General features: G+C 65.2%; 14 protein-coding genes. 6 read left to right on the top strand and 8 right to left on the bottom strand.

Going from position 1 to position 12,196, the window contains the following annotated elements; all coding sequences use genetic code 11:
• Positions 1-10 precede the first annotated feature (10 nt).
• A complete protein-coding gene (gene tsaA / locus ACM43_RS04075) occupies positions 11-502 on the top strand; it encodes a tRNA (N6-threonylcarbamoyladenosine(37)-N6)-methyltransferase TrmO (protein WP_271538189.1) in 492 nt (163 codons plus the stop codon).
• Between the two features lie 115 nt (positions 503-617).
• Here tsaA and ACM43_RS04070 read toward each other — a convergent pair whose 3' ends face one another.
• The 4 genes from ACM43_RS04070 to ACM43_RS04055 form a co-directional block, all read right to left on the bottom strand.
• A complete protein-coding gene (locus ACM43_RS04070) occupies positions 618-1,043 on the bottom strand; it encodes an HIT family protein (RefSeq protein WP_157286646.1) in 426 nt (141 codons plus the stop codon).
• Between the two features lie 53 nt (positions 1,044-1,096).
• Positions 1,097-2,338 (bottom strand): GNAT family N-acetyltransferase, encoded by a 1,242-nt coding sequence (locus ACM43_RS04065; protein WP_271538186.1) that lies wholly within the window; start codon positions 2,336-2,338, stop codon positions 1,097-1,099.
• Between the two features lie 202 nt (positions 2,339-2,540).
• Entirely contained in the window at positions 2,541-3,287 is a 747-nt protein-coding gene (locus ACM43_RS04060) for a glycerophosphodiester phosphodiesterase (RefSeq protein WP_271538184.1), read from the bottom strand.
• A 6-nt stretch (positions 3,288-3,293) separates the two neighbouring features.
• Positions 3,294-3,761 carry a RidA family protein gene (locus tag ACM43_RS04055; RefSeq protein ID WP_271538182.1) on the bottom strand — a complete coding sequence of 156 codons (468 nt, stop codon included), beginning with the start codon at positions 3,759-3,761 and terminating at the stop codon, positions 3,294-3,296.
• Positions 3,762-3,991: 230 nt separating this feature from the next.
• On the opposite strand from ACM43_RS04055, the gene ACM43_RS04050 reads away from it, so the two are divergent.
• Together ACM43_RS04050 and ACM43_RS04045 are read left to right on the top strand one after the other, a co-directional pair.
• Positions 3,992-4,837 (top strand): cell envelope integrity EipB family protein, encoded by an 846-nt coding sequence (locus tag ACM43_RS04050; protein WP_271538180.1) that lies wholly within the window; start codon positions 3,992-3,994, stop codon positions 4,835-4,837.
• A 218-nt stretch (positions 4,838-5,055) separates the two neighbouring features.
• On the top strand, positions 5,056-5,457 hold the full coding sequence (locus ACM43_RS04045) for a RidA family protein (protein WP_018646938.1): 402 nt from the start codon (positions 5,056-5,058) through the stop codon (positions 5,455-5,457).
• A gap of 101 nt (positions 5,458-5,558) precedes the next feature.
• On the opposite strand, the gene ACM43_RS04040 is transcribed toward ACM43_RS04045, so the two are convergent.
• Genes ACM43_RS04040 through ACM43_RS04030 form a run of 3 tightly spaced genes read right to left on the bottom strand, consistent with a single transcriptional unit; the run spans position 5,559 to position 7,578 of the window.
• Complete coding sequence (locus ACM43_RS04040) at positions 5,559-5,966, bottom strand: ACT domain-containing protein (RefSeq protein WP_271538178.1); 408 nt, start codon at positions 5,964-5,966, stop codon at positions 5,559-5,561.
• Positions 5,966-7,270 carry a DNA polymerase IV gene (locus ACM43_RS04035; RefSeq protein WP_271538176.1) on the bottom strand — a complete coding sequence of 435 codons (1,305 nt, stop codon included), beginning with the start codon at positions 7,268-7,270 and terminating at the stop codon, positions 5,966-5,968. Before ACM43_RS04035 ends, ACM43_RS04040 begins: the two co-directional genes overlap by 1 nt.
• Positions 7,267-7,578, bottom strand: a complete 312-nt coding sequence (locus tag ACM43_RS04030) for a DUF3572 domain-containing protein (protein ID WP_271538174.1) — start codon at positions 7,576-7,578, stop codon at positions 7,267-7,269. The genes ACM43_RS04035 and ACM43_RS04030 overlap by 4 nt, the downstream gene beginning before the upstream one ends.
• Before the next feature lie 242 nt (positions 7,579-7,820).
• On the opposite strand from ACM43_RS04030, the gene ACM43_RS04025 reads away from it, so the two are divergent.
• Both ACM43_RS04025 and ACM43_RS04020 read left to right on the top strand, forming a co-directional pair.
• The gene (locus tag ACM43_RS04025) at positions 7,821-8,186 is read left to right on the top strand and encodes a response regulator (protein WP_008566616.1); all 366 of its coding nucleotides are present in this window, start codon (positions 7,821-7,823) and stop codon (positions 8,184-8,186) included.
• Between the two features lie 14 nt (positions 8,187-8,200).
• A complete protein-coding gene (locus ACM43_RS04020; RefSeq protein ID WP_225152436.1) occupies positions 8,201-9,574 on the top strand; it encodes a PleD family two-component system response regulator in 1,374 nt (457 codons plus the stop codon).
• 345 nt (positions 9,575-9,919) lie between these two features.
• Here the strand turns inward: ACM43_RS04020 and ACM43_RS04015 are convergent, their stop codons facing one another.
• A complete protein-coding gene (locus tag ACM43_RS04015) occupies positions 9,920-10,528 on the bottom strand; it encodes a TetR/AcrR family transcriptional regulator (RefSeq protein WP_333919199.1) in 609 nt (202 codons plus the stop codon).
• Between the two features lie 130 nt (positions 10,529-10,658).
• Here ACM43_RS04015 and ACM43_RS04010 point away from each other — a divergent pair, with 130 nt between their 5' ends.
• Complete coding sequence (locus tag ACM43_RS04010) at positions 10,659-11,897, top strand: MFS transporter (protein WP_271538166.1); 1,239 nt, start codon at positions 10,659-10,661, stop codon at positions 11,895-11,897.
• The last annotated feature ends 299 nt before the right edge of the window (positions 11,898-12,196 follow it).

Here is a 12,196-nt window from a genome sequence, read left to right as displayed (position 1 = left end):
AATAGGACATATGGTTCGCGAACAGGAGCTCCGCGAGGGCGAGGTCGCCATCGAGCTGCCGCCGCCGCAAGATGCCGGCCTCGTCTTCATCGGCCGTATCCGCACGCCCTGGTCGTCGCGGCTGGAGACGCCGCGGCAGGGGCGTCACGATGGCCCGATCTGCCGGCTCGAGATCTTCGAGCCGTTCGTGCCCGCGATCAAGGGCGTCGATTTCTACAGCAATCTCGAGGTCCTGTACTGGCTCGACAAGTCGCGCCGCGACATCATCCTGCAGAGCCCGAAGAACAACGAGAAGACCCGCGGCACGTTTTCGCTGCGCTCGCCGGTGCGGCCCAATCCGATCGGCACCTCGATCGTCAAGCTGGTCGGCATCGATGGCAATGCCATCCTGGTGCGCGGCCTCGATTGCATCGACAACACGCCGCTGATCGACATCAAGCCCGACCGCTGCGAGTTCACGCCGCTGGCCGCGCCGCAAAAGGGTGATTTCGAGACGGAGTGACTTTCTCCGTCATTCCGGGGCGACGCGAAGCGTCGAACCCGGAATCCATCGGGCGGCAGTGACGGTAGTGAAATGGATTCCGGGCTCGCGACTTCGTCGCGCCCCGGAATGACGATCAACCCTTCAACGCCGCCATCAGCTTCGCCGCGTGTTCTTGCAGCACCTTGTCGTCTTCCTTGCGGCTCGCCGGCGGCAACATGGCGACGCCGTCGTGGCGCGGCATCACGTGCATGTGCAGGTGAAACACCACCTGTCCGCCGGCGGGCTCGTTGAACTGCTGCACGGTGATGCCGTCGGCGTCGAACGCCTTCATCGCGGCGGCCGCGATCTTGTGCGCGCCGCGGGCGACATGGGCATAATCGTCGGGCTTGATGTCGAGGATGTTGCGGGCAGGGGCCTTCGGGATCACCAGCGTGTGACCGGGCACCCGCGGCATGATGTCGAGGAAGGCGAAGACGTGCCCGTCCTCGTACACCTTGTAGCAGGGCAGTTCGCCGCGCAGGATCTTTGCGAAGATGTTGTTGCTGTCGTAGGCGGTCATGGCGGCGGCTCCTCGGACGATTTGCGCTTACTGTCACCAGCCGTGGCGAGGCGTCAAGGCGCCTCGTCGGCCCCTTTGCGGAACGGGCCGAGCTCGGCGAGCTCTCGTCCGGCTTCCGCAACATAGGCGCGCTCGCGCTTGAGGTAATCGTCGATGGCGCGGCGCAGGCCAGGATCGGCGATGAAGTGGGCGGAATGCGTGGTGCGCGGCAGGTAGCCGCGCGCGATCTTGTGCTCGCCCTGCGCGCCGGCCTCGACGTGTTTGAGGCCGCGCTTGATCGCGAAATCGATCGCCTGGTAGTAGCAGACCTCGAAATGCAGGAACGGGTGATGCTCGACCGCGCCCCAATTGCGGCCGAACAGCGTGTCCGAGCCGATGAAGTTGATCGCGCCCGCAATCCAGCGATTGTTGCGGCGGGCCATCACCAGCAGCACGTCCTCGTTCATGGTCTCGCCGATCAGCGAGAAGAACTCGCGCGTTAGATACGGCCGACCCCATTTGCGCGAGCCGGTCTCCATATAGAATGCGAAGAAGGCATCCCAGGCATCTTCGGTGATGTCCTTGCCGGTGAGCCAATGGATCGTGATGCCGGCCGCGAGCGCATCGCGCCGCTCGCGCTTGATCGACTTGCGGTGGCGCGAGTTCAACGTCGCCAGGAAGTCGTCGAAGCTCGCAAAGCCCTCATTGTGCCAGTGGAACTGCTGGTCGGTGCGCTGGAGGAAGCCGTGCTCGGCGAGCAGCTTCCATTCCGACTCCCGCGCGAAGGTGACGTGAACGGAGGAGGCCTTGCTGACGCCGCACAGCGCGATGAGCCCGCTCGCCAGCGCCTCATTGATGCGCTCGCGATCGATGCCGTCGCGCACCAGCAGCCGCGGCCCCGTGGCCGGCGTGAAGGGAACCGAGACCTGGAGCTTCGGATAGTAGCGTCCGCCGGCGCGCTCATAGGCGTCCGCCCAGCCGCGGTCGAAGACGTACTCGCCCTGGCTGTGCGATTTCAGATAGCAGGGCACGACGCCAGCCACGCGGCCGCCTAGCCTGGCGACCAGATGCCGGGGTCCCCAGCCAGTCCGGATCGTGGCCGAACCCGATTTCTCCACGGCGGAGAGAAATGCATGTGAGACGAACGGGTTGTAGGCGGGACTTGAGAGGCCGAGGGAATCGCTTGGAAGAGCGGATGAGGTTCCGGCGCCAGCCCCATTGCACCGTCCGCCGGGATTGGCGCAGGCGTCCCAATCCTCCGGTGACACGTCGCCAATCGAAGGTACGGCCTCGAGCGTGATTTCCGATGATGCCATCGTGCCCAAGATCGTGCATTGCAGCAGCGACTTCAAGAGGGCGGGAACATCAGGGGGTCGCGTGTCCCGGACGCAGTGCAGCGCTCCTTCAGCGGTGCGCTGCAGAGCCGGGGCCCATGTGGCAGCGCGCTCGCAGAGAGATGGGTCCCGGCTCTGCGCCGCAACGCTGAAGCGTTGCAGCTTGTCCGGGACACGCGAGGTGCTACGGCACGAACCCCTCGAAGATCATCTGGTCCGCATACCGCCCGACCCGGCTCCGCTGCTCCGGGGTGCGGACGGTCCAGCCGAGCAGGGCGCAGCCGAACAGGTTGCGGGCGATCCAGGGGGCGGGGGCCGGCAGGTGGTCGACCTTGAAGGCGACGAAATGCGGCCGGGTCTGCAAGCCGTGGCGCAGGTACAGCATGCTGTCGCGCTGTTCTTGGGTGAGGTTGGCCCAGTACTCGTCCTCATAGCTCCGCTGCGCGACGATGCCGCGCGGACGGTTGGGCAACAGGTCACGCAGCGCCAGCACCTGGTCGGGATCGAAGGACATGCCGACGGCGGGGCCGTCATACGAGGCCAACACCTCGGCCATCCGCTTCACCAGCTTGCGATCGCCACCGAAATGGCTCTTCACCTCGATCACCAGGGGCACACGTCCGGCGACCATGGCGCAGAGGTCGGCGAGCGACATCATCCGCTCGTCGGTGTCCTTGAACCTGACGGCCTTCAGCTCGGTCGCGGTCTTTGCGATCACCTCGCCGGTGGCCTCGGTGAGTCGGCCCAGGGCATGGTCGTGATGGACCATGGCCTCGCCGTCGGCCGAGAGCTGGATATCGACCTCGATCGCAAAATTACCAGCAATCGCAGCCTGCACCGCGCCCGGCATGTTCTCGACGATGCCGCGCGAAATGTCATGCAGGCCGCGATGGGCGACCGGCCGCGCTGTCAGCCAATCCGGAGCGCGCATTTGGCGTCAGGCGACCTCGAACACGCCTTCGACCTCGACCGCCGCATCCGCGGGCAGCGAGGCGACGCCGACGGTGGTGCGGGCGTGGCGGCCCTTGTCCCCGAAGGCGGCAACCATCAGGTCGGAGGCGCCGTTGAGCACCTTCGGCGCATCCAGGAAATCCGGGGCCGAGTTGATGAAGCCGCCGAGGCGCACCACGCGTACGACCTTGTCGAGATCGCCGAGCGCCGCCTTGACCTGGGCCAGCAGGTTGACGGCGCAGCCGCGCGCGGCTGCGGCGCCGTCCTCGATCGAGACGCCGGCGCCCAGCTTGCCCTTGGCGATCAGCTTGCCGGCGGGGTCGAAGCAGACCTGGCCGGAGACGAACAGGAGGTTGCCCGTGCGCACGAAGGGCACGTAGTTGGCGACGGGGGAGGGGGCCTCGTGCAGCTTGATGCCTTGCTCCGCCAGTTTCTGCTCGACCGTGCCCGCCATGTCCGACCTCGTTGTCCAAAAATCCTTCGTTCCGGCGCGTCCCCTGGATGGCCGGGCGCGCCCTGTTTCGCCCATCGTGCCGCCACATGCAAGCAACCGGAGGGGGGCGCATTGTGTTGGGGGGGCAGCAGGTTCAACGTGGAGGGGCAATATTACCTGTACGGCCTCAGTTGCGGCGCAATGGAACGGTCATTAAAATGTCGAATCTGCGCTTTCCTCAGGGAACAGACATGTTGCACCTTTTCCGGACTTCGCTCGGTGTGATGGCGCTCGCCGCAGCCAGTGTTGGCCTTGGCGGCGAAGCCCAGGCCGCCAACGGTCCGTTTCTTGCGCACCAGGCGCTCTATGACCTCCGCCTCGTCAAATCGCGCACCAATTCGGTCAATAGCGCCCGCGGCCGGATCCTCTACAATTTCACGGGGAACGCCTGTGAAGGCTATACCTCGGAATTCCGCCAGGTCTCCGAGCTCGACAGCGGCGAGGGCAAGGTCACGCTCAGCGACCTCCGCTCCAACTCCTGGGAGGATGCCGCGGGCAAGAGCTACCGTTTCAAGATCGAGACGCGCATGAACGAGACGGATGCCGGCCGCGTCGACGGCTCTGCCGAGCGCGACGGCGACCACATCAACGTCAAGCTGAAGCTTCCGGCGCCGAAGACGTTCACGCTCGACGGCAAGATCGTGTTCCCGACCGAGCAGATCCAGCGCATCATCGCAGCGGCGAGGCAAGGCAAATCGCTGCTCGAACTCTCCGTCTATGACGGCTCCGATGACGGCCAGAAGGTCTACAACACGCTGACCGTGATCGGTCAGCCGATCCCCGCCGACCGCGCCACCTCGTCCGATCCGTCGACTGCGGACGAGCACATGAAGTCGCTCAAGCGCTGGCCGGTCACCGTCAGCTATTTCGACCGCGACGCCCAGCAGAAGGAGGGCGAGCAGACGCCGGTCTATGCGATGGCGTTCGAGCTCTACGAGAACGGCGTCTCGCGCCAGCTCATGCTCGACTACAACGATTTCGTCATCTCCGGCGCCATGGGCAAGTTCGACGTGAAGGACAGCAAGCCCTGTAATTGAGGCACAGAGCTCTCCGCGCGCGCAGTGCCCGTAGGGTGGGCAAAGCGTAGCGTGCCCACCACTTCGAGGCGCGAGTGATGAAAGATGGTGGGCACGGCGCAAGGGCGCCTTTGCCCACCCTACAAGATGCCTCTTCGCCGCTTCACCGTGACAGGGCTAGCTCTCGTCACACTCTCCCGCTACGCTCCCTCACAACCACAAACTCGGGGAGCCAGCCCATGCCGAAGCTCGACCATCTCCGCCCCAGCGGCCTGCATCACAATCCAGCCTATTCCCACGTCGTCACCGCGACGGGCGCGCGCACGATCTACATTTCCGGCCAGGTCTCGACCGACGAGGAGGGGCGGATCGTCGGCGAGGGCGATATCGCCGCGCAGACGACGCAGGTGATGCAGAATCTCGGCCTCGCGCTGAAGGCCGCGGGGGCAAGCTATTCCAACATCGTCAAGATCACGACCTTCGTGGTGAACTACAAGCCGGAGCTGCGCCCCATCATCGGCAAAGCCCGTTCGGCCTTCTTCGAAGGCATGGAGCCGCCGGCCTCGACGCTTGTCGGCGTCTCCGCGCTCGCTGCGCCGGAATGGCTGATCGAGATCGAGGCGGTCGCGGTTGCGGATTGAGGTTTTCCTGTACCCCGGATGAAGCGCAGGCGTAATCCGGGAAGCCTGTCGCCACGGAGCACTGTCCCGGATTGCGCTGCGCTCCATCCGGGCTACAGGTGCTATGAGTGCTTCGCCTCCGACAGCTCTTGCAGAACGGCTATCGCCTCATCCGCACGGTCAACGGGTACGAAGAGATGGTCGTGGTGGAACGCCGACACGGCATTCACGCTGATGCCGGCGTCGGCGAGGCGCGCCGTGATTGCCGCCAGGAAGCCGACCGCATCGAGCGCGGAGTGAACCGTGAGCGTGATCAAGCGTGAGGCGAATTCGTAGCGCAGTCCCGCCCGTTCGGCATCCTCCAGCGGTGCTACGACCGTTGTGCTCTCCTGCTCGCGGAAGATCAGGAGCGGATCGACTGCTGCGGGAATAGTCTCGTCTGCCGCGATCGTGCAAAATGCGAAGGTGCCCGGTCGCAGCTCCGGTTTCATCTGTCTCAGCAGCGCATTGAGATCGCGTTCGCCCGTCATCACTCCTGCGCCTTCTCCGGGCCCTGATAGGCAATGCCGCGGATCACCGCGGCGCTGCCGAACTTCTTGCGCAGGCTGTCGACCGCGCGTTCGGCGTGGGCGGCGCGGCGGTCGAGCATGTCGGTGTCGTCGATTGCCGAGCCCTCGCGCAGCGCGCTGACACCGGCGCCCATCAGGCGGAAGGCGGTGCCGTCGATTTCCTTGGCCAGCATCTCGCGGCAGATCGAGAAGATCTTCGCGGCGAGCTGCGTCGGCGCGGCGATCGATTGCGAGCGCGTGCGCTGGCGGAAGTCGGCGGTCTTCAGCTTCAGCGTCACGGTGCAGCCGGCGAGCTCGCTGCTCTTCAGTCGCGACGACGTCTTCTCGCAGAGTCGCCACAGGATCTTCTCCAGCGTCGCGAAATCGCGGATGTCGGTTTCGAACGTCGTCTCGCTGGAGATCGTCTTGGCGCCGCGGTCAGGCTCGACGCGGCGATCGTCGATGCCGCGTGCGAGCCGCCACAGCCTGCGGCCCTCGCTCGGAAACTGCCGCATCATCTCGATCTCGTCGGCCTTCTGCAGATCGGCGATGATGCGGAAGCCGCGCTGCACCAGGCGTTCCTGCGTCGCGGGACCGACGCCGAAGATGAAGCCGACCGGCTTTTCCGCCAGCATCAACCGCGCTTCCTCCTGGTCGAGCGCGGCAAAGCCTCTGGGCTTGTCGAGGTCGGAGGCGATCTTGGCCAGGAACTTGTTGCAGGACAGTCCGACCGAGACGGTGATGCCGATGTCGCGCTCGACGTCGCGGGCAAAGCGCGCCAGCACCTTGGCGGGGATCATGCCGTGCACGCGCTCGGTGCCGGAGAGATCGAGGAAGGCCTCGTCGATCGAGAGCGGCTCGACTAGCGGCGTCAGCGCCTGCATGGCCTGGCGGACCTCGCGGCCGACCCGGACGTACTTTGCCATATCCGGGCGGATCACGGTCGCATGCGGGCAGGCTTCCAATGCCTTGAACATCGGCATCGCCGAGCGAACGCCATAGGTGCGCGCGATGTAGCAGGCCGCCGACACCACGCCGCGCTTGCCCCCGCCGATGATGACAGGCTTGTCGGCGATGTCAGGGTTGTCGCGCTTCTCGACCGTCGCGTAGAAGGCGTCGCAGTCGATATGGGCGATGGTCAGGCCGGCGAGCGAGCGGTGGCGGACGAGGCGGGGGGAACCGCAGGCCGTGCAGCGCCGCACGCCCAGGTTCTCTACGCCCATGTCGAGGTCGGCCAGACAATCCCGGCAGAAGCAGCGGGGCCCGGCCGGCTCTGGGACGCTCACGGCACGTCGCGCTCCCAGGAGGGGTCGCCGAGCGCATCGCCGAGGACCTGCCGCGCCGCGGCAACGTTGGCCGGGTGCAGTTCCGCGGCCTTGGCAAAGGCCTTCACGGTAGCATCGTCCCGCATCACGAAATCGAGCACGTTGAGGAGGAAATTCGGGTCCGCGGCGGCGTTGCGCAGTGTCTCCGGACCGACCCCCGTCTCGGCCAGGAACAGGCCCAGCCGCTCAGGCTCGCCCGCGACGAAGGACAGGGCCTGAATCGCAACGATTTCAGCGACTTCGCGGGGGTTGTGAACAGGCTTTTTCACGGGGACGGTTTGCCTTTCCGTTAACTTTCGGTCTCTAATTTGGAATCATCATGCCCGAGTCTCGTGCTCAAGTCTTCCGGCCCCGGACAAGCAACTGGAAACCACATCGCAGAAAGTGGACCCTCGGGTTTAACGAAACTCAAGCGAATCTGAGGCTAGTTTGAATCCAGTTTTCGAAACGCCGGGAAGCGGCGTCTGAGGCGTCATATGTACCGGTCCTTCGGACCAATCAGGAGGGCGGGATGGCTAAGACCGTCCTGATCGTGGAAGACAACGAGCTCAACATGAAGCTCTTCCGCGACCTGTTGGAGGCGCACGGGTACCAGACCTCCGGCACCAGCAACGGCTACGAGGCGCTCGACCTCGTGCGCAAGATGCGGCCCGACCTCGTGCTGATGGACATCCAGCTGCCGCAGGTCTCCGGCCTCGAGGTGACACGCTGGATCAAGGACGATCCGGAGCTGCGTGCCATTCCCGTTGTCGCGGTCACGGCGTTCGCGATGAAGGGCGACGAAGAGCGCATCCGCGAGGGCGGCTGCGAAGCCTATTTGTCCAAGCCGATCTCGGTCGGCAAATTCATTGAGACGGTCCGGCGTTTTATCGGATAGGAAGTGAGTTCACAGTGTCCGCGCGTATCCTGGTCGTCGACGACGTTCCCGCCAACGTCAAGCTGTTAGAGGCCCGCCTTTCCGCCGAATATTTCGACGTGATGACCGCTGCGAACGGCACCGAGGCGCTCGCGATCTCAAGGCGTGCCGAATGCGACATCATCCTGCTCGACGTGATGATGCCCGACATGGACGGGTTCGAGGTCTGCCGCCGCCTCAAGACCGATCCGGCGACGCACCACATTCCCGTCGTGATGGTCACCGCGCTCGACAGCCCCGCCGACCGCAACCGCGGGCTCGAGGCCGGTGCCGACGACTTCCTGACCAAACCCGTCTCCGACGTCGTGCTGATCGCGCGGGTGCGCTCGCTGACGCGGCTGAAGATGATGACGGATGAGCTGCGCATGCGCGCCATCACCTCGCTCGAGATCGGCATGCAGGCGCCCGAGCGCAGTGCGATCGCCGACACCGGCAAGGGCGGCCGCATCCTGCTGGTCGACGACCGCCAGTCCTCCTACGAGCGGCTGGCGACAATCCTCGCTGCCGAGCACACCATCGACGTCGAGCCGAACCCGACGGAGGCGCTGTTCCACGCCGCCGAAGGCAATTACGACCTCCTGATCGTCTCGCTCGACCTCAACAATTTCGACGGCCTGCGCCTGTGCAGCCAGGCGCGCTCGCTGGAGCGCACGCGGCACGTGCCGATCCTGGCCATCGCCGACCCCGAGAACTCGACGCGGCTGCTGCGCGGCCTCGAGATCGGCGTCAACGACTACCTGCTGCGTCCGATCGACAAGACCGAGCTCTTGGCGCGCGCCCGCACCCAGATTCGCCGCCGCCGTTACACCGATCATTTGCGCGACAATGTGCAGAACTCGATCGAGATGGCGATCACCGACGCGCTGACCGGCCTGCACAATCGCCGCTACATGGAGAGCCATCTGGCGACGCTCGCCGAGCAGGCCGCGACCCGCGGCAAGCCGCTGGCGCTGATGATCCTGGACATCGACTATTTCAAGTCGATCAACGACAATTACGGCCACGATGCCGGCGACGACGTGCTGCGCGAGTTCGCGGTGCGGGTGCGCAAATCGATCCGCGGCATTGATCTCGCCTGCCGCTACGGCGGCGAGGAATTCGTCATCGTGATGCCGGAGACGGATCTCCACGTCGCCGGCATGGTCGCCGAGCGCCTTCGCCGCTCGATCGCGGGCGAGCCGTTCGCGATCCACAAGGGTGCCAAGCGCATCGAGGTCACGATCTCGATCGGCCTCACCACGCTGGAGCGCAAGGGCGAGGCCGTCGCCGACGTCCTCAAGCGCGCCGACACCGCGCTCTACCGCGCCAAGCACGACGGCCGCAATCGCGTGGTGTCGCACGCAGCGTAAGGGCCGTCCGCGCAAAGTTGCGAAAACAACCCCATGCACAGTAGCCGGTGCGAGCCGGATCAATGGGTTACGCGGGTGGCGAGTTGGCTTGCGCCTGCGGCAGCGTCATTTGACCCGTCGGGCAAAACAGGAGCATATTGGTAGGGTCGCGAAATGGTCCTGACGGTAGTCAGGCGCCCGCGCTTCCTCCGCAAATTCCGGTGTCATTCTCCGCCTTGTGCGCAGTCGCGCACTGGAGCGGGGAATCCAGTACGCCGCAGCTTCTCGGGTCTAGCCTCACTGTCTCTGGAATACTGGATCACCCGCTTTCGCGGGTGATGACAGCGAGCGATCAGGCGAGAGCGGTTAGTCTGGAGCGCGCTTGCTCCGTTTCTCCGCCGGGTTCGCATCCTCGCCCACATCCACCCCCGCATTCCGCAACAACACCTTCGCCGCTTCCTTCGCGGCCCTTGCCATCGCGGGATCGTCACGCACCAAGTCCTGCGCGATGGAGCCGTCGACCAGCAGCACCAGCTGTGTCGCGAGAGCCTCCGCATCGGCGACGCCGAGCTCGGTCAGGCGGTCGCGAAACCAGAGGCGGCGGCTTTCCTTGAAGGCGATCGCGATCTTCTTCACGGCGCGGTCGGCGGGGCCGAGCTCGGCGACCGCGTTGACGAACGGGCAGCCGCGAAAGTCTTTCGCCGCGAAGCGTCGCTCCAGCGAATCGAACGTTGCGAGGATCTGCTCGGCGGGCGGCTTGTCGGAGGGGCGTGCGCTGACGAAGCGGCGCTCGAGATAGGCCGCGATCAGCGCGTCCTTGGACGGGAAGTGATTGTAGAGCGTGCGCTTACTGATGCCGACCTCGGCCGCGATGGTGTCGACGCCGATGGCGCGAATGCCTTGCAGATAGAACAGCTTGTCGGCGGTCTGAAGGATCCGCTCTTTCATCGTCTGTGGGGCAGGCGGGGGAGCCATGCAGCGGAATGCGTCCTGTTCGCTTGACAGCCGCTTCCATCTATAGCCTAAGTAGACAGGTCTGTGTACCCAAAAACATCGGCAAAAGCAGACGACGGCACGCGTGCCGCGCCCAAAAGGGAGAAGAAAAATGCCCCTGCTGCAGGTCCTGCGTCCGACGTTGCCGATCCTGATCGGCGCCTCGATCATGCTGACGCTGAGCATGGGGCTGCGGCAGTCGCTCGGCATTTTCATGCAGCCGCTGACGCACGACATCCACATTTCGATCTCGGATTTCACGCTTGCACTGGCCGTGCAAAACCTCGCCTGGGGCTTCCTGCAGCCGCCCGCCGGTGCACTCACCGTGCGCTACGGCTTCCGACCGATCATGATCGCGGGCGCGCTGATGTACATCGCGGGCCTCGCGCTGATGGCAACGGCGAATGGGCTTCTCAGCATCATGATCGGCGCGGGCGTGCTGATCGGGACCTCGCTCGCCTGCACCGCGGCGGCGATCGCGATGTCGGTGGCGGCACGTGCGGTGCCAGAGACGGTGCGCTCGACCGTGCTCGGCATCGTCTCCGGCGCGGGCTCGCTCGGCGCGCTGCTGTCGGCGCCGATCGGGCAGATGCTCAACGAGGGCTTTGGCTGGCGCGTCGGGCTTGCCGGCTTCGTCATCATGTCGGTGCTGATGATCCCTGCGGCCTGGTATGCCGGGCGCGTCGACAAGATTCCGTTGCCGAAGCCGGCGGCCGACGAGATCGATGATGCCACGGCTGCAGCCGCGGCGAGGACCGCGTTCGGCAATGCCTCCTTCGTGGTGATGACCTGCGCCTATCTCGTCTGCGGCATGCAGCTCGTGTTCCTCACCACGCACCTGCCGTCATATCTCGCGATCTGCGGCCTCGATCCGATGCTGAGCGCGCAGACGCTCGGCATGATCGGCGGCTTCAACGTGCTGGGCTCGCTGTTCTTCGGCTGGGCCGGCCAACGCTGGAACAAGCTGGCGCTCTTGGGCGGGATCTACATCCTGCGCTCGCTCGCGCTCGCCTGGTACTTCATGCTGCCGGCAAGCCCGTTCTCGACGCTGCTGTTCGGCGCGATCATGGGCTTTCTGTGGATGGGCGTCGGCCCGCTGGTCGCGGGCGCGGTCGCCGAGATGTTCGGCCTGCGCTGGCAGGCGATGATCCAGGGCCTCGCCTTCATGAGCCACCAGATCGGCAGCTTCCTCGGCGCCTACGGAGGCGGGCTGCTCTACGACGCGCTCGGCTCCTACACCATGGCCTGGCGCATCGGCGTCGCGCTGGGCCTTGCCGGCGGCATCGTGCAGGTCGCGTTCGCGCTGATCAAGCCGTCGCAGCCGCCGGCGCCGGTGTTGCGGACGGCGTAGCAGGGCTGCGGTCGAAATCGCGCGCAGCCGGGACCAAGGCAAGTTCGCGTAGCAGATGGCCAGTACGGCCCATGTGACGAGCATGTTCCGAACGAGAAAGCCGATCGGCTTTCTCGGCCACATCACCAACATTGATACGAATTTACGCACTGAAGTTACCTGGCCTGCTCCTGCCGCGACGTTTCGGCGATGCCTTCGACAGCCCCGTTGCGTCAGATCACTTGTCGTTTCATTATGAATGGTTACACGCTACAGTAGTCTTCGCGAACGAGAAGCGAAGGCCTCGTCTTTTACGTTGC

This window comes from Bradyrhizobium sp. CCBAU 45321, from assembly GCF_028128975.1.
GTDB lineage: Bacteria > Pseudomonadota > Alphaproteobacteria > Rhizobiales > Xanthobacteraceae > Bradyrhizobium > Bradyrhizobium yuanmingense.
Note: the sequence above shows the minus strand (reverse complement) of the source record. Positions and strands in the feature narration are given on the sequence as shown.

Bases quoted from the DNA above. Each gene is read 5' to 3' on its own strand.
- ACM43_RS04065 (WP_271538186.1), bottom strand. From the start codon at position 2,338: ATGGCATCATCGGAAATCACGCTCGAGGCCGTACCTTCGATTGGCGAC.
- ACM43_RS04025 (WP_008566616.1), top strand. From the start codon at position 7,821: ATGGCTAAGACCGTCCTGATCGTGGAAGACAACGAGCTCAACATGAAG.
- ACM43_RS04045 (WP_018646938.1), top strand. From the start codon at position 5,056: ATGCCGAAGCTCGACCATCTCCGCCCCAGCGGCCTGCATCACAATCCA.
- ACM43_RS04050 (WP_271538180.1), top strand. From the start codon at position 3,992: ATGTTGCACCTTTTCCGGACTTCGCTCGGTGTGATGGCGCTCGCCGCA.
- ACM43_RS04015 (WP_333919199.1), bottom strand. From the start codon at position 10,528: ATGGCTCCCCCGCCTGCCCCACAGACGATGAAAGAGCGGATCCTTCAG.
- ACM43_RS04040 (WP_271538178.1), bottom strand. From the start codon at position 5,966: ATGACGGGCGAACGCGATCTCAATGCGCTGCTGAGACAGATGAAACCG.
- tsaA (WP_271538189.1), top strand. From the start codon at position 11: ATGGTTCGCGAACAGGAGCTCCGCGAGGGCGAGGTCGCCATCGAGCTG.
- ACM43_RS04010 (WP_271538166.1), top strand. From the start codon at position 10,659: ATGCCCCTGCTGCAGGTCCTGCGTCCGACGTTGCCGATCCTGATCGGC.
- ACM43_RS04060 (WP_271538184.1), bottom strand. From the start codon at position 3,287: ATGCGCGCTCCGGATTGGCTGACAGCGCGGCCGGTCGCCCATCGCGGC.
- ACM43_RS04070 (WP_157286646.1), bottom strand. From the start codon at position 1,043: ATGACCGCCTACGACAGCAACAACATCTTCGCAAAGATCCTGCGCGGC.
- ACM43_RS04055 (WP_271538182.1), bottom strand. From the start codon at position 3,761: ATGGCGGGCACGGTCGAGCAGAAACTGGCGGAGCAAGGCATCAAGCTG.